We start from the raw sequence: 22,012 nt of genomic DNA, 5'->3' as shown, positions 1-22,012 counted from the left end.
TCCAAGAAACAATTTCAGAAAGTCACAGCCATGAAGGCATTCGTCGTCGATAAATATAACAAGAAGGGCACTCTGCGACTGGCCGAGATGCCGGAGCCGGAGCCGAGGGACAATGATGTCCTGGTCGAGGTCCATGCTGCAGGGGTGAATCTGCTGGATTCGAAGATCAGAACCGGCGAATTCAAGCTCATCCTGCCCTATCGCCGGCCCTTCATCCTGGGTCACGACGTGGCTGGGACGGTTGTCAGGGTGGGATCAAAAGTCCGCAAATTCAAACCCGGCGACGATGTCTATGCGCGGCCGCGCGATGGCCGGATCGGGACATTCGCCGAATTCATCGCAATCGATGAAGCCGACGTGGCCCCGAAGCCCGAAAACCTCAGCATGGAAGAAGCTGCCTCAATCCCGCTGGTCGGCCTGACCGCCTGGCAGGCGCTCATTGAAAGGGCAGGCTTGAAGAAGGGACAGAAGGTCTTCATCCAGGCTGGCTCCGGCGGCGTGGGGACATTCGCCATCCAATTGGCAAAGCACCTCGGCGCGACCGTTGCGACAACGGTAAGCGCGGCGAGTGCCGATCTGGTCAGGGGCCTCGGCGTCGATGTCGTCATCGACTACAGGAAGGATGACTTCGAGAAAGTTCTGTCGGGCTACGACGTCGTCCTGAACAGCCAGGACGCCAAGACGCTCGAAAAATCCCTGAATGTGCTGAAGCCGGGCGGCAAGCTCATCTCCATCTCTGGTCCGCCTGATCCCGAATTTGCAAGGGAGAAGGGACTGAATTTGATGCTGAGGCTGGTGCTGCGCTTGCTGAGCCGCGCTATTCGGACCAAAGCCAAGCGCCGTGGCGTGAAGTTTTCGTTCCTCTTCATGGGGGCGCAAGGTGAGCAGCTGAGCAAAATCACGTCCCTCATCGAAGATGGGGCGATCCGCCCGGTTGTCGACAGGGTCTTTCCATTCGAAGCGACCAATGAGGCCTTGGCTTACGTCGAAACAGGACGTGCCAAGGGCAAGGTCGTCGTCAAGGTCAGATAGCGCGCCCACTTGCTTCGGGGCATTTGAGAGACTCCAAGCAAGGCAGCGCAAAGCGGACAAATTCTGAAAACGGTTTAGGGCATCCGATTGCCCAAAACCTCAATTGTTGCGGATTGCCACGAAACTGGCCGCCGCTTTCAGCAGGGCTGCCTCTTCGCCGTAAGGCTCGAGCAATTCATGCGCCTGCTTGACCAGCCCATGAAGCTGGCTGCGCGCCCAATTCGCACCGTGCAGCCCCACCAGCGTCGCCTTGCCGGCAGCGGCGTCCTTGCCGGTCGCCTTGCCCATCTGGCTGACATCGGCGGTCAGGTCGAGCAGGTCGTCGGCAAGCTGGAAGGCAAGCCCGACCGCTGAGCCGAATTCGGCCAGCCGGTCACGGTCCTGCGGGGCGGCGCCGGCAATGATCGCACCGGCTTCGCAGGCGAAGCGGATCAGCGCGCCGGTCTTCATCGCTTGCAGCCGAATGATGCCGGCCTCGTCGGGCCTGTTGCGCTCGGCTTCGAGGTCGAGCGTCTGGCCGCCGACCATGCCGCCGGCGCCGGCCGCGCGCGCCAGCGCCAGCACCAGTGCCGCCCTGCGCTCTGCCGGCAGCGCCGTCGCCTCGTCGGCGATGATATCGAAGGCAAGCGTCAAAAGCGCGTCGCCGGCAAGGATCGCGGTGGCTTCGTCGAAAGCCTTGTGCACGGTCGGCTGGCCGCGGCGCAGATCGTCGTCATCCATGGACGGCAGATCGTCATGGATCAGCGAATAGCAATGCACGCATTCGAGTGCCGCCGCCACGCGCGATGCCGCCTCGCCATCGGCGCCAAAAAGGGCGGCACTTTCCATAACCAGGAAGGGGCGCAACCGCTTGCCGCCGTTCAGCACGCCATGGCGCATGGCCGCCATCAGGCGCTCCGGCCGGGCGATTTCGCCGACAAGCGGGCGGCCGTCGAGCAACAGCCTGAGTTCGGTCTCGATCGCCGCCGCCCGCACCAGAAGTGCGGTTTCAAAGACCATTTGTTCGTCTTTCGTCATGGCCGGGAGCGGTAGCCGACACTCAGACGTTGCGCAAGAAGCCTCGCGCCATTATGCCGGATGCGGGAGAGTGGCGCGGGTGGGGCGGCTTGACGGAACCGATCGTCGATCATGAAACCGAAGGGCTGGACATGGCGCGACCGAGGCGCGTGAACCGCGCCGGTCTGAAGCGCCTGGCTCGGCGCTGCCTGGTCGTAGCCGCCGTACTGGCGGCGATACCTATTGTGCTGACCTTCCTCTATTTGCCGTCTTTCGTGCATCCGATATCGACCTTGATGGTGAAGGACCTCGCGACATTTTCCGGCTACGACCGGCGCTGGGTATCGATCGACGATGTGTCGCCGGTGCTGGCCAATTCCGTGATCATGTCGGAGGACGGGCAGTTCTGCTTCCATCGCGGCGTCGACCTCGGCGAATTGCGCGGCGTCGTAGACGATGCGCTGGCCGGTGAGGCGACACGCGGCGCCTCGACCATCACCATGCAGACGGTGAAGAACCTTTTCCTGTGGTCACGGCCGCTGGGCTCGGTGCGCAAGGTGGTCGAACTGCCGCTCGCCGTCTATTTCGACGCGGTGATGTCGAAACGGCGGATCATGGAGATCTATCTCAACATCGCCGAATGGGGGCCGGGCATTTACGGCATCGAGGCCGCCGCCCAGCATCATTTCGGCGTTTCGGCCAAACGGTTGTCGCGGCGGCAGGCGGCGCTGCTCGCCGTCTCGCTGCCCAACCCGATCGCCCGCAATCCGGCCAAGCCGGGTCCCGGCTTGAGGCGGCTGGCGTCGCTGATCGAGCGCCGCGCCGGTCGGTCGGGCGCTTATGTCGGCTGTCTTGATTAGGTCGAACCGCTGCCGGCTCAAAAAAATTCGCCGCAGTGCTGGCCAAAACGGCGCAGGGCGTGTATAGGCACCCGACTTTCTCAGATTATGGCCCTGACGCGGCCCTTTCACGAGGGCTATCGGGGCATTTTGACCATGTAGTGGAGCATATCCATGGCCGTTCCGAAACGAAAAACCTCTCCGTCCAAGCGCGGCATGCGCCGCTCGGCCGACGCTCTCAAGGCCCCGACCTATGTCGAGGACAAGAATTCCGGCGAAATGCGCCGCCCGCACCACATCGACCTGAAGACCGGCATGTATCGCGGCCGCCAGGTTTTGACGCCCAAGGAAAGCTGAGACCAGCTTTTTCGAAGGGTTTGAATACCAAAAAGACCGGCCATTGGCCGGTCTTTTTGCGTTTGGCGGTCGCCGCGCCGCCAGCTATGCCAAAGACCGGGGCGTCCGTGGCGATACAAGCTGCGACGGCAGTGCTGTATTGGTCCGCATGCCTTGTCGCAGCGCTTCCCTGGCGGCGACCGGCCGGCTTCAGAGGACAAGCATGACCAAGCTCACCACAGCACCGCGCGATGTCTTCCAGACCTTCATGAATTTCCCGCTGGTCGAGGATCTCGATGGGCTGAAGGCCGATGTCGCCATCATCGGCATGCCTTACGGCAGTCCCTACACGATCGATGAGCTGATCAACGACCAGACCAACGCGCCGACCGCTGTGCGGCGCGCTTCGCAGCGCATCAGCCTGGGGCTCGACCGCTATGATTTCGACATTGGCGGAACCCTGTTCGACGGACAGGATGTCAAGGTGGTCGATGTCGGCGATGTCCCCGGCGATGCCGGCGGCGGCCACTACAGCAGAGCCGAAGCGGCGATCCGCAAGATCCGCGCCGCCGGCGCCTTGCCGATCACCATTGGCGGTGATCATGGCATTCCGATTCCGATCTTTCGGGCGTTTGACGGCGAAGGGCCGATCACCCTGGTGCAGATCGATGCCCATCTCGACTGGCGCGACAACGTCAACGGCGTAAGGGAAGGCTACTCCAGCCCCATCCGCCGCGCTTCGGAGATGGCGCATATCGATAGCATTTTCCAGCTCGGCATCCGTGGCCAGGGCAGCGCCCGGCTCGAGGAGGTCGAGGCGGCCCGCGCCTACGGCTCCAACATCGTCACCGCCAATGAATGGCAGGACATCGGCACGGCGGCGCTGCTCAAGCGCATCCCGGATGGCGGCCGCTATTACCTGACCATCGACGCCGACGGCCTCGATCCCGCTGTGATGCCCGCGGTCGAAGGGCCGGCGCCTGGCGGCATCAGCTATCGGCAGACGATCGAGTTGATCAAAGGACTGTTTGCCAAGGGGCGCGTCGTCGGCATGGACATCGTCGAGATCGCGCCGGCGCGCGATGTCAACGAGATCACCTCGATGACCGCCGGCCTTTTCATTCTCAATGCCATCGGCGCCGCCGTAAGGACAGGCCAGTTCAAGCGCTGAATCCCTGCGTGTCGGCGGTCAGCCGGGGCAATTGCGGCTGACAGGGTTGTTTCGCGCGGTCTTTTTCCGTGTTTGCGGGCGCATGCGAAAATTCTTGACGGCGTGCCTGCGGGGCATTCTACAGAAGATGCCCCCATTGTTTACGCAATTCCTGTGGGAAGATCGCTCAGACTTTTCCTGGAATTGCTAGAGGAGACGCCTGATGTTCGGTGCCATCCCGCTGCTGATCGTGCCCTTCGTGGCCTACAATCTCGGACTCCTCGGAATATTCGGCAGCGGCGACGATCCGTGGGCGACCGAGATCTTCTCGTTCCACATGATGTCCGGTGGGGTGTTTTCGATGACGCTCGGCGACCTGATGGTGGTGATCGGGCTGATCTTCCTGTTCCTCGAAATGGTGAAGTCGGTGCGCACCACGAACGCCTCGATTATGGACCATCTGTTGTCGACGCTGGTCTTCGTGGCGTTCCTGGTCGAGTTCCTGCTGGTGAAGGGCGCGGCGCACTCCGTCTTCTTCACGCTGATGGTGATCGCCCTGTTCGACGTGCTGGCCGGCTTCTCGGTCTCGATGCGGTCGGCAAGCCGGGATATCAACCTCAACTAGAGCTCTCAGCCCGGATCGGCGGTGAAGCCCGCCGCTTCGATGCCGGCGATGGCTGCGGCCTCGTCATTGTCCGACGTGTCGCCCGAAATGCCGACCGCGCCGATGACGGCGCCTGACTTGTCTCGGATCAGCACGCCGCCGACCACCGGCAGGACGCGTCCGCCCGAGACGTCGGAAATGCCGGCGACGAGATGCGGCCGTTCCTTGGCAAAAGCCTCGACGCGGCGCGAACCCATGCCGATGGCGAGCGCGCCATAGGCCTTGCCGGCCGACATTTGCGGGCGCAGGAACGAGGCGCCGTCCTGACGCTGGAAGGCGACGAGATGCGCGCCGGCATCAAGCACGGAGACGCCAAGCGGCTTGAGCTTCAGTTCGGCGCCCTTGGCAAAGGCGGCGTCGATGATGTGCTTGGCTTTTTCGAGGGTCAGTGCGGTCATGGCTGTCTCCTGATCAAAACGCGTCAATCATCGGCCTGACACGGGAGATGCGAAATCCCGGTTGCGGTTGAAATTGCTTCGCGTGGGAAAGCGGAATGGCGGCGGCTCGGAGTGTGCCGTTGACCGACACAGGATAGCGCTGCCGGCTTCCAGATCGGGCGTCGATGAAGAGACCGCCGAGCGCTATTTCTTCTTGGCTCGCGCCGCTTTCTTGACCGGAGCGGCAGGCGCATTGGCGAGATCTTCGGCTTCCTTGGCAAGGCGCAATGCCCGGAGCTTGTTGGTCTTGGCCTGGCGGGCGTCGGCCTCGGCGACATACTCCGCCATCGCCTTTTGCCGCACCGTGGCTGCCTCTTCCTGCTTCTTGAAACGCATATCCGCCCGGGCGCGGGCAGTATCCTTAGAGTTCTCAACCAAGAGCGTTATCCAATCCCATAAATTATGTTTTTCGCCCCTTTGATAGCAGAGCCGGCCTGCAAATGGGGAAATAAGTTGGTTACCAGCCCGCAGCCTATGCGGCGCTCGACGCCTTTCGAGCCACCACCGCCTCATATCCGGCCTGCAATGTGGCGCGAACGGAAGGTCGCCCCGGGGCTGCGACCGGCGTCCCCAGATGGTCGTGGCGCAACTCGTCCATGAACTGCTCCCACATCGCCGGCCCGCCCTTTTCCAGCAGCTCGGCGCGGATCGAAAGCTCCTCGCTGACCGGCAGCCAGACGCGGCCCCAGGCACCGAGATGCGCCATGATCGGCACCAGCGTGATTGCCATTTCGGTCAGGCTGTAGATCGCCTTCTGCTTGTGCGAGGGGTCGTCGGCCTTGATCAGCATGCCGAGTTCCATCAGCCGCTTCAGCCGGTCGGCCAGGATGTTGGAAGCGATGCCCTCGATCGAGCCGTTGAGCAGCTCGCGAAAGTGGCGTTTGCCGCCAAAAATCATGTCGCGCAGGATGATCAGGCTCCAGCGGTCGCCGAACACTTCCAGCGACAGATTGATCGGGCATCCCGAGCGGTGTTCGGTTTTCATCCGACTCTCCCCAAAAACCAGTTGCATTATCGTATCAGTTTTATTATCGTGCAACCGATTGCAAAACGCAATCAGTTTGAATGCAGGCGAGGAGATTCCCATGACAAAGACCGCAGCACCCGAAATCGTCTCCCAGACGTTTGGCGATCCCGGCGATCCTGCCATGCTGCTGATCATGGGCGCCATGTCCTCGATGCTGTGGTGGCCGAAGGCGCTTTGCAAAAAACTCGCCGGCGAGGGCCGTTTCGTGATCCGCTACGACAACCGCGATACCGGCCTGTCGACCAAATATGCGCCGGGCGAGCCGCCGTATACGTTCGACGACATGGCGGACGATGCCGTCGGCGTGCTCGACAGCTACGGCATAGCGAAGGCGCATGTGGTCGGGATGTCGATGGGCGGCATGATCGCGCAACGACTGGCGGTGAAACATCCCTCGCGCGTCATCTCGCTGACGGTGATCAGCAGTTCTCCGGTGGGGATCGATACATCGCACCTGCCGGGGACGACCGAAGCCTATATGGAGCACTCGGCCGCCGGCGCCAAGGTCGACTGGTCGAACCGCGACCAGGTGATCGGCTTCGTCGTCAAGGACGCTCATGCCATCGCAAGCACCGCGCATCCGTTCGACGAGAAGGCGATGCGGGCGTTCATTGAACAGGACTATGACCGATCCGGCGGCTTTTTGAGCGCGACCAACCATTTCATGCTGAAAGGTGGCGAGGATCTGAAAGGGCGCCTGCACGAGATCAAGGTTCCGCTGCTCGTCATCCACGGGACATCGGATCCGATCTTTCCGGTCGAGCATGGCGCAGCCCTTGCCGATGCTGTCGCCGGCGGACGGCTTGTCCGCATCGAAGGCGGTGGCCACGAACTGCATCCGGGCGACTGGGGCACGATTGCCGCCGCCCTCGTCGCACATACCAAACCCTGACAGGCGGGCCGAACCTTGACACATTCGCCTCACGCCAATAGTTAAGTAAATGCTTCAGTGTTGGTGCCGACTGGCATCGCTCCGGCACCGACGAACCGCAAACAAGACGAGCAAAAAATGTCCCTGACGTTCCATTTCCATCCGCTGGCATCGTTCTGCTGGAAACCGCTGATTGCGTTTTATGAGAACGAGACGCCGTTCACGCCGGTGATCGTCGATCTCGGCGACGAGCAATCGCGGGCAGCATTCCTGAAGGTGTCGCCGACCGGCAAGATGCCGGCGTTGCGCGACGATGCGCGCAACCGCACGGTGCTGGAATCGACCATCGTCATCGAATATCTGGCTGCCCACTATCGGGGTCCGGTCGAGCTCATCCCGGCCGAGGCTGACCTCGCTCTCCAGGTCCGCCAGGCCGACCGTTTCTACGATTTCTATGTGCAGGCGCCGATGCAGAAGATCGTCGGCGACAGGTTGCGGCCGCAGGACAAGACCGATCCGTTCGGGGTCGAGGAGGCGCGCGCGCAACTGCGCAACGCCTATGCGATCGTCGAGGAGGAGATGCGCTCGAAAATTTGGGCGGCCGGCCATACCTTCACCATGGCCGATTGTGCGGCCTCGCCGGCGCTCTTCTACGCCAACAAGGTCGAGCCGTTCGGCGACAGCTATCCGGCGGTGAAACGCTACCACGACCGCCTGCTCAAGCGGCCGTCCTTCGCCAGGGTGATCGAGGAGGCGCAGCCCTACTTCAAGTTCTTCCCCTATAACAACGGCTGATCACGATGCTGCACGATCCCGCCCAGCTCGATCTGATGTTCCAGGCGCTCGCCGATCCGGCCCGGCGCAGCATGGTCGAACGGCTGTCGCGTGGGCCGGCCTCGGTCAGCCAGCTGGCCGAACCACTGGCGATGTCGCTGTCGGCCGTTGTCCAGCATCTCAACGTGCTCGAAGCGAGCGGGCTGGTGCGCTCGGAAAAGCTGGGCCGTGTGCGCACCTGCCAGATCGAGCCGCAGGCGCTGCGTGGCGCAGAACACTGGATCAACGAACGGCGGCTGACATGGGAACGCCGGCTCGACCGGCTTGGCGATTTTCTCGCTGAGACCGAATGACCTGAACCAAATGACCAAAGACGAGGAGGCCATGATGAGCGCTGTTATCCATTCGACGATCGTGCTCGAACGCAGCTACGACGCTCCACCCGAGCGGGTATTCCAGGCCTTTGCCGATCCGCAGGCGCGCATGCGCTGGGGCACGCCGTCGCCTGGGGTGGACCTTGTTTACGACAAGGCCGATTTTCGCGTCGGCGGTCTGGATGTCAGCCGTTGCGGGCCGCGCGGCAAACTCATCTATCGCGTTGAAACACGCTATCTCGATATCGAGCCGGATGAGCGGATCATCACCGCCGAAGTGGTCTCGGAAGGTTGGGACAAACTTTCCGTCTCGCTGATCACGGTTGAGTTCCAAGCGGCCGGGCAATCCACCCGGTTGACGCTGACGGACCAGATCACCGCCTTCGGCGGCAAGGACATGATCGCCGGCAGCCGCGAAGGGTTTAGTGCGGCCCTCGACAATCTGGCTGCTGAGCTCAAACGCCAGCTGATCGAGGCGTGACGGCGCAACGCCAGTCTGAAGCAGAGGAGGAAAGACCATGCCTGCCAAAAGCAGAGCCGAGTTGATCCGCGGCTATTTTGCCGCCTACCAGGCGAATGACAAGGCTGCTGTAGCCGCGGTGCTCACCGACGATTTCACCTTCACCAGCCCGTATGACGACGCCATCCACCGCGCGACCTATTTCGAGCGTTGCTGGCCGGACAACCCGGCCTTCAGGTCGATCACGATCGAGCGGATATGCGAGGACGAGGACGCCGCCTTTGTCCTCTATCGCTGCGAGACGGCGGACGGCAAGACCTTCCGCAACACCGAACTGCATCTGTTCCATGGCGACAGGTTGCACGCCGTCCAGGTCTATTTCGGCGCGTCCTATCGCGACGGCGTCTTCGTCGCACAGAAACCATCAAGCTGACCAAGAGGACCTGACCATGACCGAACGATCCGTAGTCCACTCCACCTTCGTGCTTGAGCGCGTCTATCCGGCCGCGCCGGCGAAAGTCTATTTCGCGCTGAGCGATGCGGCCGCCAAGCGGCGCTGGTTCGCCGATCCGGACAGCCCACGACCCAGCCGCTACGAGATGGACTTCCGTATCGGCGGCAAGGAGATCAATGTCGGCGGGCCCAAAGATGGGCCGCTCTATACTTTCGCCGCCACCTATCTGGACATCGTGCCCAATGAGCGCATCGTCTACAGCTACGACATGCTGGCCGGCGACGTCAGAATCTCGGTGTCGCTGGCGACAATGGAGCTTCGCCCGGAAGGCACGGGCACGCGCCTGGTGCTGACGGAGCAGGGCGCGTTTCTCGATGGGCACGACACATCGTCATCGCGCGAGCATGGAACCGGGTTCCTGCTCGATGCGCTGGGCAAGGCACTGGCGGCGGGCATCTAAACCCCGGGAAACGCGAATTGGCGTTTTTAGCCTATGCTTCCCAGAACTGATCAAGCCAAATATTAAGCTGGAGGAAGCCGGCACTGCTGACCGTATAGACCCGCCTGGTGCCTTCGGCCTTGGCCTGAACCAGGCCGGCGTCCAGCAACACTTTCAAGTGCTGGGACACGGCCGGGCGGGAGACTGGCAGGCCCGAAGCCAGTTCGTTGACAGTTTTCGGGCCGCGCCGGAGCTCTTCCAGGAGATAGCGCCGGTTGGGATCGGCAATCGCCATAAAGGCGTCAGAAAAGATCATGCCTATACTTGTGGGGCAAAGCTTTTCAAATCTCAACCGTCGGCTTCCGCTTTTCTGAGCCGCAATGCTTCAGGGGTGACCGAGCGGTCGGCCGGTTGGGTCTTGAAGGCATCGCGGTCTTCGATCGGCACCGGCGCGCGGCGGCTGATGCGCAGCAGCGTGTAGGCGGCGAGGCACAGATGCGCCAGCGCGGTGGCCAGGAACAGGCCTTCGGGGCGGAACCAGCCCATCAGGGCGGCAGCCAGCAAGGGCCCGATCATGGTGCCGAACCCGTACAGAAGCAGCAGACCGCCCGAGACCTTGACGAAGTCCTCCGACCGGGCGTGGTCGTTGGCATGCGCCACGGCGATCGAATAGAGCGTGTAGGCGAAGGCGCCATAGGCGGCGGTGAAGACGATGACGAAAATGGAGGAGCGCGGTTCGAACAGGAAGATCAGGATGGCGACAAGTGCGGCGCCGAAAGCCGCACCCGCCAGCACGAAACGGCGGTCGGTCTTGTCGGAGAGGCGTCCGGCCGGAAGCTGCATGGCGGCACCGGCAACGACGACAAGGCTCATCATCAGTGCGATCTCGGCCGTGGAAATGCCAATGCGGGCGCCATAGACCGCACCCAGCGTGCCCCAGGCGCCGTTGGCGATGCCGATCAACAGGCACGCGATCGCCGATACCGGTGAGTTTGCGTAAAGCCCTTTGACGTCGAGCTTGACGTCCTGCAACGGCTTGGGAGACGAGGCCGACGAGACGGCGGTCGGGATCAGCGACAGGCAGAACAATATACCGGTGATCATGAACAGGGAGGCCGATCTGACGTCGCCGCCGGCAACGATCATCTGGCCGCCCATGATCGAGGCGTAGGTGACCATCATGTAGAGGCCGAAGACGGTGCCGCGGTTCTCATTGGTGGCCTTCTCGTTCAGCCAGCTTTCGATGACCATGAAGGCACCGGCCATGGTGAAGCCGGTGAAGGCGCGCAGCAGGATCCAGACATATTCGTCGATGATCAGGCCGGTGAGCAGGGCGACGATGGCGCCCGACGCGGCAAAGGCGCCGAAGGCCCTGACATGGCCGGCGCGGCGCACCAGGCGCGGTGCGAAGAAGCAGCCGGTGACGAAGCCACCGGCCCAGGCGGTGCCCATCAGGCCGAGCGATGCGGTGGAAAACCCTTCGAGCTGGCCGCGCAACGGCAGCAGCAGCCCGTGCAGTCCCGAAGCCGCGAGCAGGAAAGCAGTGCCGCGAAGCAGCGAGAGAATCGGTCTGTAGCTTGCAAACATTGTTTGATCCGGCTGGAGGGGCTTGTCAGTTCTGAAGACAGGCGCATTCGGGCTTTTCGGCGGCGGATGCTCCGACGCCGAAACTAGCGCGAAAACTAGCCGCGGCGAAACAAGGCCTCTGCCGCCGATTTGGTGCTGCCCTTGGTCTGCAGTTCGGCTTCCAGCCGGGCAATCTCGTCGCGCAATATGCCGATCCGCTCGGTCAGGTCACCGACCGAAAGCAGCGACAGATCCTGTCCGATTTCATGCGGCCTGGATTTCTTTTTGGGTTCGTCGTCGAAGATCGCCATCGTCGCTCCTCCCCGATCAGTATTGGCCTGATCAGTATTGGCCTGATTTGAGCATTTGCCTGATCCGGCAATCAGCATACATAGGGCAGGGGTGCTGATGCAAACAGCCGGCGACAGACCGGCAGGATCGGGACGGAAAATTTGATGGCGAGCGGACTTAAAATTCCGGCCAGAATGACGGCCATTGCAATTTCGCAACCGGGCGGGCCGCGGGTGCTGAAACCGGAGACGCGCGACGTGCCGGTGCCCGGCCCCGGCGAAATCCTGATCCGGGTGCGCGCCGCAGGCGTCAACCGGCCCGACGTGCAGCAGCGCAAGGGCGCCTATCCGCCGCCGCCAGGCGCCTCCGACCTGCCGGGCCTCGAGGCATCGGGCGAAGTGGCCGCCCTTGGCGACGAGATATCGCGCTGGCGCATTGGCGACCGGGTCTGCGCGCTGACGCCCGGCGGCGGTTATGCCGAATACGTCAAGGTTCATGCAGGCAGCGTGCTGCCGCTGCCAGCCGGATTTACGCATACGGAAGCGGCCGCCGTGCCGGAGAACTATTTCACCGTCTGGCACAATGTGTTCGAGCGCGGCGGCCTGAAGAAGGGCGAGACGCTGCTCGTCCATGGCGGCTCGTCGGGCATCGGCACCACGGCGATCCAGTTGGCGTCGGCCTTCGGCGCCTACGTCGTCACCACCGCCGGCAGCAAGGAGAAGTGCGACGCTTGTCTGAAGCTCGGTGCCGACCGGGCGATCAACTACCGAGAGGAGGATTTCGTCGCCGCGGTCAAGGACGCCACCGGCGGCAAGGGCGCCGACGTCATCCTCGACATGGTTGGCGGCGACTACGTCGCGCGCAACTACGAGGCCGCGGCGGTCGAGGGCCGCATCGTCCAGATCGCTGTCCAGGCTGGTGCGGTGGCGAGCGCCGATTTTTCCAGGATCATGGTCAAGCGGCTGACCCATACGGGCTCGACGCTGCGGCCGCGCACGGTCGAGTTCAAGGCGGCCATCGCCGCGGCGCTGGAAGCGCAGGTGTGGCCGCTGCTCGGCACCCGCAAGGTGTCACCGGTCATGGACATGATCTTCCCGCTGGCCGATGCCTGGCGGGCGCATGAGCGCATGGAAGAGGGCGAGCATATTGGCAAGATCGTGCTCGATGTCGGTTAGGGCATATCGATGTTCAGGTGAGGCCGGTCTGCAAATGATGGCGTCCTGCGCGTCCGGCCTTCGCCGGCCGAAGCCTGCCTGAGTGGTTGCGGCAGCTAAGGCTACGGCCGGCGTAGGCCGGTGCTCACGTACTTTAGTACGCTCCGCTCCGGTTCTCCGTATCAGCCATTCTCGACTCGGCCTGACCTGAATCTCGGCACATCCTCCACGCTCGGCCGGTTGGCAAGATGAACAGAACCTTAATTGTGCAATGCAGCATTTGCATTGCGGCTATGCAAAGACGTCTGTTCAATTCGTGGGCAGCGCTGCCTATCTAAGCGTCATCGAAACGAATTGATCCAACAACTGGAGGACTACCATGAACCCGATCCGCGCTTTCCGTAACTGGCGTATGTACAACGAAACCGTGCGCGAGCTGAACAAGCTCAACGCCCGTCAGCTCAACGACCTCGGCATCAGCCGCGGCGACATCGAGCGGATTGCCCGCAAGGCCATCTAACTCGAAGCATGGCCGGCCATAAGGCCTGGCCATGTGCTAGAAGCAAGAGCCGCAGCAGACGTTTCCCGTCGCCGGTTCCGAGCCCGCTGGACCCTGTCCGGCGGGTTTTGTCGTTTTGGGCCCCCCTTTAACGCCTCGGCATCAACGATTGCCGAGACCTAGGCCTTTTCTGACCTCGACGCAGCTTGTCGTCAGGCGGCTGCGCCCTGCGCCAAAAACATTGCGAAACGGCGACGGAGCGGTTATACAGGCCGCGAATTTCCCATTTTGGTGGCTCTAAACCACCGCCCGCGCGGGAACGCGGGCGAACGAGAAGGATTTTTGAAATGGCCAATACGCTGCTGATGCCCAAGGCGACCGCCGTCTGGCTGGTCGACAACACCGCGCTCTCCTTCGAGCAGATCGCGCAGTTCTGCGGGCTGCATCCGCTCGAGGTCAAGGCAATCGCCGATGGCGAATCGGCGCAAGGCATCAAGGGCATGGACCCGATCATGACGGGACAGCTGACCCGTGACGAGATCGCGCGGGCCGAGAAGGATCCGAACCAGCGCCTGAAACTGTCCGACCCCAAGGTGCGGGTGCCGGAATCCAAGCGCAAGGGCCCGCGCTACACGCCGCTGTCCAAGCGCCAGGACCGGCCCAACGCCATTCTCTGGCTGGTGCGCAACCACCCGGAATTGAAGGACGCGCAGATTTCGCGCCTTGTCGGCACGACCAAGTCGACGATCGAGCAGATCCGCGAGCGCAAGCACTGGAACTCGGCCAATCTGCAGCCGATGGATCCGGTGACGCTGGGTCTCGCCTCGCAGATCGACCTCGACATGGAAGTCAACCGTGCCTCGCGCGGCCGCGAACAGGCGCAGCCTGTCGGTGACACGCTGCTGCCGGCGGCCCTGACCGAGCGCCTGGTGCCGGCGCCGGAGAAGCCGAAGGACGAGGATGCCGAGCTCGACGCCAACGCCGTGTTCGCCAAGCTCTCGGCGCTCAAGTCCAAGAACGAAGACGCCGACGACGAATAAGGTCTGCGACAGACCAATAAAAAAGCCCGCTTCGAGCGGGCTTTTTTATTGGCGCGTTTGCAGTGTCAGCTACGCGCTGCCCGGTCCGGCGTCATGCCGTAATCCTCCGAGCGCTCGACCGCGCGGTAGAAATCGGCGAGCTGCTTGCCGCGCTCCGGCTTGAAGATGCGGCCGGCAATGACCACCGAGGCGATGCGGTCGATGCGGAAGGCGCGGAAATCGTCACGCATCTCGCACCAGGCGACCAGCGTCCACACCTTGCCCCAGAACCACAGGCCGAGCGGCCGGATGTCACGCGCCGTGCCGCGGCCGGCTTCGTCGCAATAGTCGATGGTCAGCACCTGGCGCTTCTCGACGGCGCGCTCGATCAAGTCGATTGCTTCGCGCGCGGCGTCGCTCACCACCCACATCGGCGTGTGGATCTCGGTGCGGGCGATGCGGTCCTTCTCGGCGTCGGGCAGCACGGCGCCGATCTTGACCAGCGCCTCGTCGGCGGCTCGCGCCATGGCAGCACCGCCAAAAGCGCGCACCATGCGGGCGCCGGCGACCAGCGCCACGATCTCGTCACGCGTGAACATCAGCGGCGGAAGGTCGAAACCCTCCCTCATCATGTAGCCAACGCCCGCCTCGCCGTCGATCGGCACCCCGGTCGACTGCAGGTCGGCGATGTCGCGGTAGATGGTTCGTTCGGAAACCTCGAGCCAGGTGCCGAGCTTCTGGGCGGTGACCAATCTGCCACCACGCAGATGCTGCACGATCTGGAAGAGCCTGTCGGCACGGCGCATCGTTTGGTCCCTCTGCGTGTTTCTTATGCATGTCGTCGCCCAAAACCGGTTTCGACTTTCGGGCGACACGCATTATGGCTTCAGTCCTTCGCGCTTGCGCTGCGCGGCGACGAATTCCGCGCCGAAGGACAGTTTCTTCGTCGTCGGCGTGTTGGTGTCGAGTACACGCCAGAAGGGTGCTATATCGCTCAGCGTCATGCCGCGCTCGAGATCCTCATTGGCGGCTTCGGCGACGGTGCGCAGATGATAGCCGATGGTGACCGGACATGTCACTTGCGCCCCGTGCTCGATGGCGAGCGCGGTGCGCAAGGCACGGACGTCCATCTCGACACCGTTGGGGATCGTGCGGATGAAATCATCGACCTGGCGGGCAGTCGGCACCAACATCGGCTGGCCCTCGACGACATCGCCCATCGTGCGCGGCGTCGGCTTCACGCCATTTATACCCGGCGTGTTCAGCCTGTCGTTCCAGCTTTTCACCATCCATGTCTCCTGACATATTTATGGCATGGTGCTCCTGACAGCATTCTGTCAGGAGCCTTCAGCATTGTCCGTGGCGAGCGCCGAATAGTTCTGCACCTGCCCACAGGCATCGCCGCCTGCGCGTCATGTCTTTGATCTGGGTGTGGCGATGGCTGTATCCAAGCATTGCCATGAAAAAATCGCCTCAGACCTCGCGGATACGGCTGCGACCCTGATACATATCGGGCCAGCCAATGTCCTTGCGGATGTCTGCCGGCAACGAGTTCATGAAGCGCTGGGTACGGACTTCATTGCGCATCGTGCGGATCTTGCCGACATAGTGCTGTACGCTGTTCAAAATACCAAAGCTGTTCATGACCATCTCCTCTTCTCTGATGGAGACACTATCGCACACCCCTCCTGACAGCAGTCTGTCAGGAGCCTGTCGGCATCCCGTGACTTTCTTCACCCTGGAATCGTCGGCCAGCGTCTGCGTCAAAAAAGAAGATCGCTTCCTGGTTTGTTGACAGCATGGACATCCATCTGTATCTAACAGAAGTGTTAAATAACAAGATGGTTAAATAGGTGCAAGCCGACCCGCTTACCGCGACGTTCGCGGCCCTTGCCGATCCGACCCGCCGCGCCATCCTGGCAAGGCTGGCGACAGGCGAGGCGACCGTGACCGAGCTGGCCGAACCGTTCGATATCAGCGGCCCGGCCATATCGAGACATCTGAAGGTGTTGGCGCATGCCGGCCTGATAAGCCGTGGCCGCGATGCGCAGTGGCGGCCCTGCCGGCTCGAAGTCGACCGGCTGCAAGGCGTGGACCAATGGCTCCAGCATTACCGGCGGCTCTGGGATGGCCGCTTCGACCAGATGGATGACTATTTGCGAGCGCTGCAGAAGGGGGAGGACAAATGACGGACCCGGCAACTGACAGGCACGATGCACGCCAGCGGGCGCTGACGATCACCCGAGTCTTCGAGGCGCCACGGGCGCTTGTCTACAAGATGTGGACCGAGCCGCACCATATGAAACGCTGGTGGGGTCCGCGCGGCTACACCACCTTGTCGGCGCAGGTGGATATGCGGTTGGGAGGCTTCTGGCGGGTCCATTCACGTAAATACGATGGCACCGAGGTGGCCGAACAGGGCGTGTTTCGCCAGATCGTCGAAGCCGAGCGGCTGGTCTTCACCCACGCCTGGGAAGAGGGCGATGGCAATCTTGGCCACGAAACGCTGGTGACGCTGACGTTCACCGGCGATGGCGACAAGACGGTCATGACCTTCCACCAGGCAGACTTCCTGACAGTTGAGACCCGCGACGGCCACCTGCAGGGCTGGGGTGAGAGTTTCGACATGCTGAAGGAGTATCTCCGCAATGCGTGATGCCAGCACAAACATCCTGAAAATCGGCCGCTTCATCGCCTTAGCCGGCGTCGTGCTGCCGCTGCTGTTGATCGGCGGTCTCAAATTCACCCAGACGGAGGTCGAAGCACTCAAGCCGCTGATCGGTGGAACACCGTGGCTCGCATGGCTCTATCCGCTGTTCGGTGAGGCCGGTGCGTCGTATCTTCTTGGCATCGTCGAGATTGCGACGGCCTTGCTGCTGGTGGTCTCGCCGTGGACGGCACGAGCAGGTGTGGTCGCAGGGGCGCTGGCGACTTTCACCTTTCTCACCACGTGTTCGATCATGTTGGCATTGCCGATCTGGGACCCTGCGCTGGGCTTCCCGGCGCTTGGACCGCTCGGATCGTTTCTGATCAAGGATGTTGCCTTGCTCGGCATCGCGGTCGTGGTGCTTGGCGAAAGTCTTGGCCGTCTCCGCTCCGCGTGAGCCGGCCGCAAAAACGAGAGGCGTAAAAACATGCTGCTCTCCGGCAAGGTTGCCGTCATCTATGGCGGCGGTGGATCAATTGGTGGTGCGGTTGCCAGGACCTTTGCCAGGGAAGGCGCACGGGTCTTTCTTGGCGGCAGGACGCGAGAGAAGGTCGAGGCGGTGGCGCAGGCCATCCGCCAGACGGACGGGCACGCCGAAGCCGATCAGGTCGATGCGCTCGACGAGGCGGCAGTCGGGCGGCATGTCGAGGCCGTTGCCGAGCGGGCCGGCCGGATCGACATTCTCTTCAACGCGATCGGTACCGAGGACATCCAGGGCACGCCGCTGATCGATATGCAGCTCGCCGATTTCATGCAGCCGATCCGCAAGGCGGCGGCCAGCCAATTCATCACCGCGCGGGCGGTGGCGCTGCACATGATGAAACACGGCAGCGGCGTCATCCTGACGATCACGGCCGGTCCGCCCGAGGCGGTGCGCGAGATCGGCGGTTTCGGCCCGGCCTGCCACCTGATCGAAGGGCTATGGCGCGGCCTGGCGGCAGAACTTGCGCCGCATGGCATCCGTGCGATCTGCCTGCGTTCGGCAGGGTCGCCCGATTCTCCGGATTTCCAGGAGATGGTGCGCCAGCATGTCGCCGTGTCGGGCGCCAGTCGCGAAGCCTATCTGGCCGAACTGGGCGCTGGGACTCTGCAGAAGCGGCTGCCGCTGCTGGCTGAAGTGGCTGAAGTTGCGGCGATGATGGCATCCGACCGTGCCAGCGCCATGACCGGCACGTTCGTGCATGTCACCTGCGGATCGCCGGCGGGATAGAGGCGACTGCCTAAGCCGCCAGGTTGGAGTTTCGGAGCGAACGCAGACAGCGCTTTGACAGCCGCCCGCAATGCTGGTCAAAGGCGGCATGTCGAAGCTTCTCGCCCTTGTCTTCATCGGCATTATGCTCATCCAGATCATCAAGCCGCTCGGTTGGCCGGGTCTGCGGCGGCGTGGCGATTTCTGGAAGCTGGCGCTGCTGGCCATGGCCGCCATCTCGCTGGCAGGCGTGCTCGGGCACTGGACATAGCACGGCGCCTGTCGCGCTCTTGCCGGAGCAGGCAGGCTTGTGTCAGGTCGGATCGACCGTTCCCATGGCGATCATCCGGATTGCAGTCATGCTCGGTACGAAGAAGTAGTCGCCGCCGCGCGTCGTCACGAATTCAGGCAGGTTCGCCGCGATGAAGGGCGTGGCATTGGCCGGCCCGGCCGGAATGACGTGCTTGCTGGATTCGGCCCGGTTGCCGGTCAGCGGGCAAGTGTCGTTGCCGGCGTCGAAATCCAGGCCGTAGCTCATCCATTGTTGCTGGATGAATTCGAACTGCCGGAAAATACTCGAACAGATCGCCATCATGATCACGCCCTGTTCGCCGTCGGGATCGGCATAGGGCAGCCCGCGCCGCAGGATGCGGCGGCGGTTGGTGAGCGTGCTTGCCCCATGCGTGTCGCTCAGCAGCGGGTCGAGCATGTCGCGCGGATTGGCGCGGCGAATATGGGCGCCGAACGGGCATTTGGCGCCGTCGGGATCATCGCCATAGCGAAAGCCGGTGAGCAACCGGGCAAAGGCGGCCAGCCGTTCCTGGTGCTTGACGTCGTCGCGCGGCTTGCGCAGCGCGGGGTCGATGCAATCCGCCCATTCGGCCATCAAACGCTGGTGATCGGCCCAGCTCGGCGCGGCCAGCAGCGGAATGCCGGACCGCCAGCGGCCGACCAGCTTGGCCGAAACGGTCTCATAGGCCTCGTCGTCATCGCCAATGCCGGTAACCTGCTTCCATAGGGCCGCCTGCCGCCGCATCTCGGCCTCGAACCCCGGTACGTCCTGTCGCAGCTTGCGCCAGACCATGAAGGTGCCGTTGCGGGCAAAGCCGGACGGCTCGGTGGCGACCGGAAATTCCTGGCCCTCGTCAACCTGACCGAGGATGAACTCGCCGGTCTCAAGCGCTTTCCAGCTGGTTTTGGGATCGTAGGGGCCTTCGGCGATCTTGCCAGCGCCGATGACGGCGCGCGCCTCTGCGTCGGCCTGGAACTGGCCGCGAAAGACCGGATCGCTGATGCCGTCCGTGAAGCCGAAGGGCTCCTTCGGCTGCGGGACCATCGTGCCGTCAGGACCGGGATCCATCAGCGCCGCGGAATCCTGCCAAAGGCCTTGTCCGTCAGCTCCGTGCCCTGCGAGGAGAGCCACGCCGCCGTTGGACTTTGCCGCAAGCTCCTGCAGCCATGCGGTCCATAGCCCGAGTTCAGGCAGCGGCGTGCCGTCGGGGTTGGCGCCGACATTGAGCGACACCCAGACATGAACCGGACGAACGCTGTCGTCGAGATGCGCGTGCCACACGGGGTCCCAATGCCTTGGCGCGCTGCCTTCGACGTCGCCGAGGATGTCGGCGCGGCAGCCCATGCCGTCAATGAACTCGTCGGGCAACAGTCGCAGCGTGCGGGTCGGCAGATCGAGTGCGCGCAGGCCTAGATAGGTGAAGCCGATGTTGAGCGTGATCGGCGGCTTGCGCAGCAGCGTGGGGCCGGCGCCGCCAGCCTCCGACTTTCCCCATGGCTCGGCGGTGGTGATCCGCGGCCGAATGCCTTGCACGAACAGCCGGCCAGCAGCAGCATCGGCGATGGTGAAAAACAGATGCCGGCTGTGCGGAAAGCCAAAACGGCCATAGGGACGATGGATATTGCCCTGGAGGTCGGGAAGGTCGAGTTCGATCATCGCGCCCACTCCGCCGCCGGCGCCCGGATTTCACCGGCCTGCTGTGTAGGTTCCGCCGGATCGTCCGGCTTTATGGCGCTGACAAAGGCACCGAAGCGGGCGTGAAGCGCTGTGTCGTCAAGGCCCTGCGCCTCGATGGCGAAACGGGTGAAATGCTGCTGCACGAACAGCGATTTCAGCACCGAGGGCAGGTCGGCGCCGGGTGCGGTTGGAAAGGGGGTCATGCCCTGGTGGAAGACCTTGCGATACAGGCTCCAAGCCATAAGCAACGTCAGGATGACCAGCAGCGAAACCACGGCGACGCCCCATGTAGCTGCCGTCGCCACCCATTGCGCAAAAGCATTGTGAACGCCGAAGACCGCGAAGACACCGTGCAGAAGCAGGACCGCAAGCCAGATTACGATCGCGCCGCCGGTGGCGATGCCAACCGGCTTGAGCGCGCCGATCTCAAGGTTCTTGTCTTTGACGTCGAGCCCGTCTGGCCAGTAGTCGTTGAACGGCATCGTCGTCTCGATCTGGCAGCGTTTGATGTAAGCGTGAAACCCGTCCGCGGAATCGATGCCGTCGAAGCCGACGCAATGGCCGAAGATGATCACCAGATCGCGTTTCATCGTCGCCCACAATTGATCGGTGTAGGCGCGTAGAGCATCGCCTTCGGCCTGAGCGTCGATATCGGCGGCGAACAACAGAAAAGGCGTACCCAGCTGATCGACGGGCTGCGGTGCCAGCGGATTGACGGCGCGCACGGCTCCAACCAGCGCATCGCTCGACGCGCGCCCGTTGAAGGCCGGTCCATGGATGATGACGAACCGGGCGAGGTGGTTCAAAGTGTTGAGCGAGAAGGGCGAGGGCCGTGCATCCGGCGGTGATTCCGCCGTCTGCTTGCCGGTGGCCAGCAACGCCAGCTTCTGCGCCAGCAGTTGCCGGTGCGAGCGCGAACGGCCGATCTCGTCGGGGTCGATCATAATGTCGACCCGGATCGGGGCGAGGACCGTCAGGAAATAGTGGCCGCCGTCAAGGTTTGGCATCGGCCGCCCCACGCTTCTTTTCGAGCATGTCGATGAATTCGTTCCGCGCCTTGTCGGCCTTGCGCGTCGCCACCGAGGCGATCGGGGCAAAGCCCGGCGATGCCAGCGAGTTGGCCACCTTCACAAGCGCCTCCTTGTAGGCCAGTGCGAAGGCCTTCGGGTCGCTGCTGGCGTGGATCCTGGCGAGCTTCAGCACCTCGTTTCGGACACGCAGCGCCCCCTTGATGTCGCGCTGCGCGGCACCTGGCGTGGCGTTGTAGTAGTAGTTGGTATGGATCTGGTTGGCGCCGATATAGTCCTTGAAGCTCGAGATCGGGATCGAGTGGGGATATTTGGTGCTGGCATACCAGAACATGTCCAGGCCGCTCGGAATGCCGTCGGCGAAGGCGTCGATATACTGGTCCCAGGTGCCGTTGAAATTGGACAGGAACAGCATGTAGTCGTTCTGGATGGCCTGCTTGCCCTGGCCGAGATCAGGCCATTGGTCGCGCCGGATGATCACCCAGCGCGCGAAATGAATGAGCTTCAGCCCAAGTAAACCCGACAGCTGCGCAGGCCCGGCGCGCGCCACCATGAAAATCAGGGTTTGGATTCTTGTCCGCCAAGGCCGCATCGGCGTCAGCACGTTCATTGCATATGCTTTGCCGGCAATGTTCGACATGCCACCCTAAACCCCTTGCCCAATGGCAGAATGACCCAGCAGCCCTGAATCCGCAAGGCGGTGTTGCAGAAGTAACGCGGGTATGGCGCGTCTGCGT

General features: G+C 62.9%; 32 protein-coding genes. 19 read left to right on the top strand and 13 right to left on the bottom strand.

The genetic code is table 11. From position 1 onward, the window contains the following. Window positions 1-30: 30 nt before the first annotated feature. On the top strand, window positions 31-1,032 hold the full coding sequence (locus AC1D1B_RS27105) for an NADP-dependent oxidoreductase (protein ID WP_477336004.1): 1,002 nt from the start codon (window positions 31-33) through the stop codon (window positions 1,030-1,032). Window positions 1,033-1,131: 99 nt separating this feature from the next. Here the strand turns inward: AC1D1B_RS27105 and AC1D1B_RS27100 are convergent, their stop codons facing one another. After that, complete coding sequence (locus AC1D1B_RS27100) at window positions 1,132-2,049, bottom strand: polyprenyl synthetase family protein (RefSeq protein ID WP_477336002.1); 918 nt, start codon at window positions 2,047-2,049, stop codon at window positions 1,132-1,134. A 131-nt stretch (window positions 2,050-2,180) separates the two neighbouring features. Here AC1D1B_RS27100 and AC1D1B_RS27095 point away from each other — a divergent pair, with 131 nt between their 5' ends. The 4 genes from AC1D1B_RS27095 (at window position 2,181) to AC1D1B_RS27080 (ending at window position 4,978) form a co-directional block, all read left to right on the top strand. Continuing rightward, window positions 2,181-2,888 carry a biosynthetic peptidoglycan transglycosylase gene (locus AC1D1B_RS27095; RefSeq protein WP_477265102.1) on the top strand — a complete coding sequence of 236 codons (708 nt, stop codon included), beginning with the start codon at window positions 2,181-2,183 and terminating at the stop codon, window positions 2,886-2,888. 153 nt (window positions 2,889-3,041) lie between these two features. Beyond that, complete coding sequence (rpmF, locus tag AC1D1B_RS27090) at window positions 3,042-3,224, top strand: 50S ribosomal protein L32 (RefSeq protein WP_008834724.1); 183 nt, start codon at window positions 3,042-3,044, stop codon at window positions 3,222-3,224. A gap of 202 nt (window positions 3,225-3,426) precedes the next feature. Then, the gene (locus AC1D1B_RS27085) at window positions 3,427-4,374 is read left to right on the top strand and encodes an agmatinase (protein WP_477336000.1); all 948 of its coding nucleotides are present in this window, start codon (window positions 3,427-3,429) and stop codon (window positions 4,372-4,374) included. Window positions 4,375-4,576: 202 nt separating this feature from the next. Further along, window positions 4,577-4,978, top strand: coding sequence for a hypothetical protein (locus tag AC1D1B_RS27080; protein WP_477308690.1), 402 nt, complete (start codon window positions 4,577-4,579; stop codon window positions 4,976-4,978). A gap of 5 nt (window positions 4,979-4,983) precedes the next feature. On the opposite strand, the gene AC1D1B_RS27075 is transcribed toward AC1D1B_RS27080, so the two are convergent. The 3 genes from AC1D1B_RS27075 to AC1D1B_RS27065 form a co-directional block, all read right to left on the bottom strand. Continuing rightward, window positions 4,984-5,415, bottom strand: a complete 432-nt coding sequence (locus tag AC1D1B_RS27075) for a GlcG/HbpS family heme-binding protein (RefSeq protein ID WP_192259297.1) — start codon at window positions 5,413-5,415, stop codon at window positions 4,984-4,986. Between the two features lie 183 nt (window positions 5,416-5,598). Next, on the bottom strand, window positions 5,599-5,832 hold the full coding sequence (locus tag AC1D1B_RS27070) for a hypothetical protein (protein ID WP_023670152.1): 234 nt from the start codon (window positions 5,830-5,832) through the stop codon (window positions 5,599-5,601). A gap of 94 nt (window positions 5,833-5,926) precedes the next feature. After that, a complete protein-coding gene (locus AC1D1B_RS27065; RefSeq protein WP_477335998.1) occupies window positions 5,927-6,439 on the bottom strand; it encodes a winged helix-turn-helix transcriptional regulator in 513 nt (170 codons plus the stop codon). Between the two features lie 100 nt (window positions 6,440-6,539). Between AC1D1B_RS27065 and AC1D1B_RS27060 the strand changes: the two genes are divergently transcribed. The 6 genes from AC1D1B_RS27060 (at window position 6,540) to AC1D1B_RS27035 (ending at window position 9,874) form a co-directional block, all read left to right on the top strand. Beyond that, window positions 6,540-7,373: an alpha/beta fold hydrolase gene (locus tag AC1D1B_RS27060; RefSeq protein WP_477335996.1), complete on the top strand. Its 834-nt coding sequence runs from the start codon at window positions 6,540-6,542 to the stop codon at window positions 7,371-7,373. 117 nt (window positions 7,374-7,490) lie between these two features. Next, complete coding sequence (locus tag AC1D1B_RS27055; protein WP_477335994.1) at window positions 7,491-8,147, top strand: glutathione S-transferase family protein; 657 nt, start codon at window positions 7,491-7,493, stop codon at window positions 8,145-8,147. Window positions 8,148-8,152: 5 nt separating this feature from the next. Then, on the top strand, window positions 8,153-8,479 hold the full coding sequence (locus AC1D1B_RS27050) for an ArsR/SmtB family transcription factor (protein WP_477335992.1): 327 nt from the start codon (window positions 8,153-8,155) through the stop codon (window positions 8,477-8,479). Then, complete coding sequence (locus AC1D1B_RS27045; protein WP_477335990.1) at window positions 8,451-8,981, top strand: SRPBCC family protein; 531 nt, start codon at window positions 8,451-8,453, stop codon at window positions 8,979-8,981. The genes AC1D1B_RS27050 and AC1D1B_RS27045 overlap by 29 nt, the downstream gene beginning before the upstream one ends. Window positions 8,982-9,018: 37 nt before the next feature. Continuing rightward, window positions 9,019-9,393, top strand: coding sequence for a nuclear transport factor 2 family protein (locus AC1D1B_RS27040; protein WP_477335988.1), 375 nt, complete (start codon window positions 9,019-9,021; stop codon window positions 9,391-9,393). Between the two features lie 16 nt (window positions 9,394-9,409). Continuing rightward, window positions 9,410-9,874 (top strand): SRPBCC family protein, encoded by a 465-nt coding sequence (locus AC1D1B_RS27035; protein ID WP_477335986.1) that lies wholly within the window; start codon window positions 9,410-9,412, stop codon window positions 9,872-9,874. A gap of 31 nt (window positions 9,875-9,905) precedes the next feature. Here AC1D1B_RS27035 and AC1D1B_RS27030 read toward each other — a convergent pair whose 3' ends face one another. The 3 genes from AC1D1B_RS27030 to AC1D1B_RS27020 are packed head-to-tail and all read right to left on the bottom strand — an operon-like array spanning window position 9,906 to window position 11,730. Next, window positions 9,906-10,169 carry an ArsR/SmtB family transcription factor gene (locus AC1D1B_RS27030; RefSeq protein ID WP_477335984.1) on the bottom strand — a complete coding sequence of 88 codons (264 nt, stop codon included), beginning with the start codon at window positions 10,167-10,169 and terminating at the stop codon, window positions 9,906-9,908. Window positions 10,170-10,201: 32 nt separating this feature from the next. Further along, the gene (locus tag AC1D1B_RS27025) at window positions 10,202-11,569 is read right to left on the bottom strand and encodes an MFS transporter (RefSeq protein WP_477336122.1); all 1,368 of its coding nucleotides are present in this window, start codon (window positions 11,567-11,569) and stop codon (window positions 10,202-10,204) included. Beyond that, window positions 11,536-11,730: a DUF1192 domain-containing protein gene (locus AC1D1B_RS27020; protein ID WP_112559543.1), complete on the bottom strand. Its 195-nt coding sequence runs from the start codon at window positions 11,728-11,730 to the stop codon at window positions 11,536-11,538. The genes AC1D1B_RS27025 and AC1D1B_RS27020 overlap by 34 nt, the downstream gene beginning before the upstream one ends. A 144-nt stretch (window positions 11,731-11,874) precedes the next feature. On the opposite strand from AC1D1B_RS27020, the gene AC1D1B_RS27015 reads away from it, so the two are divergent. The 3 genes from AC1D1B_RS27015 to AC1D1B_RS27005 all read left to right on the top strand — a co-directional run bounded on the left by AC1D1B_RS27015 (window position 11,875) and on the right by AC1D1B_RS27005 (window position 14,403). After that, on the top strand, window positions 11,875-12,885 hold the full coding sequence (locus tag AC1D1B_RS27015; RefSeq protein ID WP_477335982.1) for an NAD(P)H-quinone oxidoreductase: 1,011 nt from the start codon (window positions 11,875-11,877) through the stop codon (window positions 12,883-12,885). Between the two features lie 358 nt (window positions 12,886-13,243). Then, entirely contained in the window at window positions 13,244-13,384 is a 141-nt protein-coding gene (locus AC1D1B_RS27010) for a DUF1127 domain-containing protein (protein WP_112393407.1), read from the top strand. A 326-nt stretch (window positions 13,385-13,710) separates the two neighbouring features. Beyond that, window positions 13,711-14,403 (top strand): DUF1013 domain-containing protein, encoded by a 693-nt coding sequence (locus AC1D1B_RS27005; protein WP_044548374.1) that lies wholly within the window; start codon window positions 13,711-13,713, stop codon window positions 14,401-14,403. Between the two features lie 65 nt (window positions 14,404-14,468). On the opposite strand, the gene AC1D1B_RS27000 is transcribed toward AC1D1B_RS27005, so the two are convergent. The 3 genes from AC1D1B_RS27000 to AC1D1B_RS26990 form a co-directional block, all read right to left on the bottom strand. Continuing rightward, window positions 14,469-15,188 (bottom strand): helix-turn-helix transcriptional regulator, encoded by a 720-nt coding sequence (locus AC1D1B_RS27000; protein ID WP_477265051.1) that lies wholly within the window; start codon window positions 15,186-15,188, stop codon window positions 14,469-14,471. Between the two features lie 72 nt (window positions 15,189-15,260). Further along, window positions 15,261-15,671, bottom strand: coding sequence for a hypothetical protein (locus AC1D1B_RS26995; protein WP_477335980.1), 411 nt, complete (start codon window positions 15,669-15,671; stop codon window positions 15,261-15,263). Window positions 15,672-15,855: 184 nt separating this feature from the next. Next, window positions 15,856-16,026 (bottom strand): hypothetical protein, encoded by a 171-nt coding sequence (locus AC1D1B_RS26990; protein WP_477335979.1) that lies wholly within the window; start codon window positions 16,024-16,026, stop codon window positions 15,856-15,858. A gap of 209 nt (window positions 16,027-16,235) precedes the next feature. Between AC1D1B_RS26990 and AC1D1B_RS26985 the strand changes: the two genes are divergently transcribed. The 5 genes from AC1D1B_RS26985 (at window position 16,236) to AC1D1B_RS26965 (ending at window position 18,549) form a co-directional block, all read left to right on the top strand. After that, on the top strand, window positions 16,236-16,571 hold the full coding sequence (locus AC1D1B_RS26985; protein WP_477335977.1) for an ArsR/SmtB family transcription factor: 336 nt from the start codon (window positions 16,236-16,238) through the stop codon (window positions 16,569-16,571). Further along, on the top strand, window positions 16,568-17,038 hold the full coding sequence (locus tag AC1D1B_RS26980; RefSeq protein WP_477335975.1) for an SRPBCC domain-containing protein: 471 nt from the start codon (window positions 16,568-16,570) through the stop codon (window positions 17,036-17,038). Before AC1D1B_RS26985 ends, AC1D1B_RS26980 begins: the two co-directional genes overlap by 4 nt. After that, complete coding sequence (locus AC1D1B_RS26975) at window positions 17,031-17,486, top strand: DUF417 family protein (RefSeq protein WP_477335973.1); 456 nt, start codon at window positions 17,031-17,033, stop codon at window positions 17,484-17,486. The genes AC1D1B_RS26980 and AC1D1B_RS26975 overlap by 8 nt, the downstream gene beginning before the upstream one ends. A 30-nt stretch (window positions 17,487-17,516) precedes the next feature. Further along, window positions 17,517-18,299 carry an SDR family NAD(P)-dependent oxidoreductase gene (locus AC1D1B_RS26970; RefSeq protein ID WP_477335971.1) on the top strand — a complete coding sequence of 261 codons (783 nt, stop codon included), beginning with the start codon at window positions 17,517-17,519 and terminating at the stop codon, window positions 18,297-18,299. Between the two features lie 88 nt (window positions 18,300-18,387). Beyond that, the gene (locus AC1D1B_RS26965) at window positions 18,388-18,549 is read left to right on the top strand and encodes a hypothetical protein (protein WP_181057993.1); all 162 of its coding nucleotides are present in this window, start codon (window positions 18,388-18,390) and stop codon (window positions 18,547-18,549) included. Window positions 18,550-18,591: 42 nt separating this feature from the next. On the opposite strand, the gene AC1D1B_RS26960 is transcribed toward AC1D1B_RS26965, so the two are convergent. Genes AC1D1B_RS26960 through AC1D1B_RS26950 form a run of 3 tightly spaced genes read right to left on the bottom strand, consistent with a single transcriptional unit; the run spans window position 18,592 to window position 21,915 of the window. Further along, the gene (locus tag AC1D1B_RS26960; protein WP_477335969.1) at window positions 18,592-20,226 is read right to left on the bottom strand and encodes a Dyp-type peroxidase; all 1,635 of its coding nucleotides are present in this window, start codon (window positions 20,224-20,226) and stop codon (window positions 18,592-18,594) included. After that, a complete protein-coding gene (locus AC1D1B_RS26955) occupies window positions 20,223-21,254 on the bottom strand; it encodes a hypothetical protein (protein WP_477335967.1) in 1,032 nt (343 codons plus the stop codon). Before AC1D1B_RS26955 ends, AC1D1B_RS26960 begins: the two co-directional genes overlap by 4 nt. Then, complete coding sequence (locus AC1D1B_RS26950) at window positions 21,241-21,915, bottom strand: hypothetical protein (protein ID WP_477335965.1); 675 nt, start codon at window positions 21,913-21,915, stop codon at window positions 21,241-21,243. Before AC1D1B_RS26950 ends, AC1D1B_RS26955 begins: the two co-directional genes overlap by 14 nt. Between the last annotated feature and the right edge of the window lie 97 nt (window positions 21,916-22,012).

Source organism: Mesorhizobium sp. P2_C5_2 (assembly GCF_056404535.1).
Note: the sequence above shows the minus strand (reverse complement) of the source record. Positions and strands in the feature narration are given on the sequence as shown.

Excerpts from the sequence above, each read along its gene's own strand:
- AC1D1B_RS26995 (WP_477335980.1), bottom strand. The coding sequence starts at position 15,671 with ATGGTGAAAAGCTGGAACGACAGGCTGAACACGCCGGGTATAAATGGC.
- AC1D1B_RS27020 (WP_112559543.1), bottom strand. The coding sequence starts at position 11,730 with ATGGCGATCTTCGACGACGAACCCAAAAAGAAATCCAGGCCGCATGAA.
- rpmF (WP_008834724.1), top strand. The coding sequence starts at position 3,042 with ATGGCCGTTCCGAAACGAAAAACCTCTCCGTCCAAGCGCGGCATGCGC.
- AC1D1B_RS26965 (WP_181057993.1), top strand. The coding sequence starts at position 18,388 with ATGTCGAAGCTTCTCGCCCTTGTCTTCATCGGCATTATGCTCATCCAG.
- AC1D1B_RS27100 (WP_477336002.1), bottom strand. The coding sequence starts at position 2,049 with ATGACGAAAGACGAACAAATGGTCTTTGAAACCGCACTTCTGGTGCGG.
- AC1D1B_RS27095 (WP_477265102.1), top strand. The coding sequence starts at position 2,181 with ATGGCGCGACCGAGGCGCGTGAACCGCGCCGGTCTGAAGCGCCTGGCT.
- AC1D1B_RS27040 (WP_477335988.1), top strand. The coding sequence starts at position 9,019 with ATGCCTGCCAAAAGCAGAGCCGAGTTGATCCGCGGCTATTTTGCCGCC.
- AC1D1B_RS27000 (WP_477265051.1), bottom strand. The coding sequence starts at position 15,188 with ATGCGCCGTGCCGACAGGCTCTTCCAGATCGTGCAGCATCTGCGTGGT.
- AC1D1B_RS27015 (WP_477335982.1), top strand. The coding sequence starts at position 11,875 with ATGGCGAGCGGACTTAAAATTCCGGCCAGAATGACGGCCATTGCAATT.
- AC1D1B_RS26960 (WP_477335969.1), bottom strand. The coding sequence starts at position 20,226 with ATGATCGAACTCGACCTTCCCGACCTCCAGGGCAATATCCATCGTCCC.
- AC1D1B_RS27080 (WP_477308690.1), top strand. The coding sequence starts at position 4,577 with ATGTTCGGTGCCATCCCGCTGCTGATCGTGCCCTTCGTGGCCTACAAT.
- AC1D1B_RS27010 (WP_112393407.1), top strand. The coding sequence starts at position 13,244 with ATGAACCCGATCCGCGCTTTCCGTAACTGGCGTATGTACAACGAAACC.
- AC1D1B_RS27105 (WP_477336004.1), top strand. The coding sequence starts at position 31 with ATGAAGGCATTCGTCGTCGATAAATATAACAAGAAGGGCACTCTGCGA.
- AC1D1B_RS26955 (WP_477335967.1), bottom strand. The coding sequence starts at position 21,254 with ATGCCAAACCTTGACGGCGGCCACTATTTCCTGACGGTCCTCGCCCCG.
- AC1D1B_RS27005 (WP_044548374.1), top strand. The coding sequence starts at position 13,711 with ATGGCCAATACGCTGCTGATGCCCAAGGCGACCGCCGTCTGGCTGGTC.
- AC1D1B_RS26970 (WP_477335971.1), top strand. The coding sequence starts at position 17,517 with ATGCTGCTCTCCGGCAAGGTTGCCGTCATCTATGGCGGCGGTGGATCA.
- AC1D1B_RS27050 (WP_477335992.1), top strand. The coding sequence starts at position 8,153 with ATGCTGCACGATCCCGCCCAGCTCGATCTGATGTTCCAGGCGCTCGCC.
- AC1D1B_RS26990 (WP_477335979.1), bottom strand. The coding sequence starts at position 16,026 with ATGAACAGCTTTGGTATTTTGAACAGCGTACAGCACTATGTCGGCAAG.
- AC1D1B_RS27075 (WP_192259297.1), bottom strand. The coding sequence starts at position 5,415 with ATGACCGCACTGACCCTCGAAAAAGCCAAGCACATCATCGACGCCGCC.
- AC1D1B_RS27055 (WP_477335994.1), top strand. The coding sequence starts at position 7,491 with ATGTCCCTGACGTTCCATTTCCATCCGCTGGCATCGTTCTGCTGGAAA.
- AC1D1B_RS27065 (WP_477335998.1), bottom strand. The coding sequence starts at position 6,439 with ATGAAAACCGAACACCGCTCGGGATGCCCGATCAATCTGTCGCTGGAA.
- AC1D1B_RS27035 (WP_477335986.1), top strand. The coding sequence starts at position 9,410 with ATGACCGAACGATCCGTAGTCCACTCCACCTTCGTGCTTGAGCGCGTC.
- AC1D1B_RS26975 (WP_477335973.1), top strand. The coding sequence starts at position 17,031 with ATGCGTGATGCCAGCACAAACATCCTGAAAATCGGCCGCTTCATCGCC.
- AC1D1B_RS27060 (WP_477335996.1), top strand. The coding sequence starts at position 6,540 with ATGACAAAGACCGCAGCACCCGAAATCGTCTCCCAGACGTTTGGCGAT.
- AC1D1B_RS27085 (WP_477336000.1), top strand. The coding sequence starts at position 3,427 with ATGACCAAGCTCACCACAGCACCGCGCGATGTCTTCCAGACCTTCATG.
- AC1D1B_RS27030 (WP_477335984.1), bottom strand. The coding sequence starts at position 10,169 with ATGATCTTTTCTGACGCCTTTATGGCGATTGCCGATCCCAACCGGCGC.
- AC1D1B_RS26950 (WP_477335965.1), bottom strand. The coding sequence starts at position 21,915 with ATGTCGAACATTGCCGGCAAAGCATATGCAATGAACGTGCTGACGCCG.
- AC1D1B_RS26980 (WP_477335975.1), top strand. The coding sequence starts at position 16,568 with ATGACGGACCCGGCAACTGACAGGCACGATGCACGCCAGCGGGCGCTG.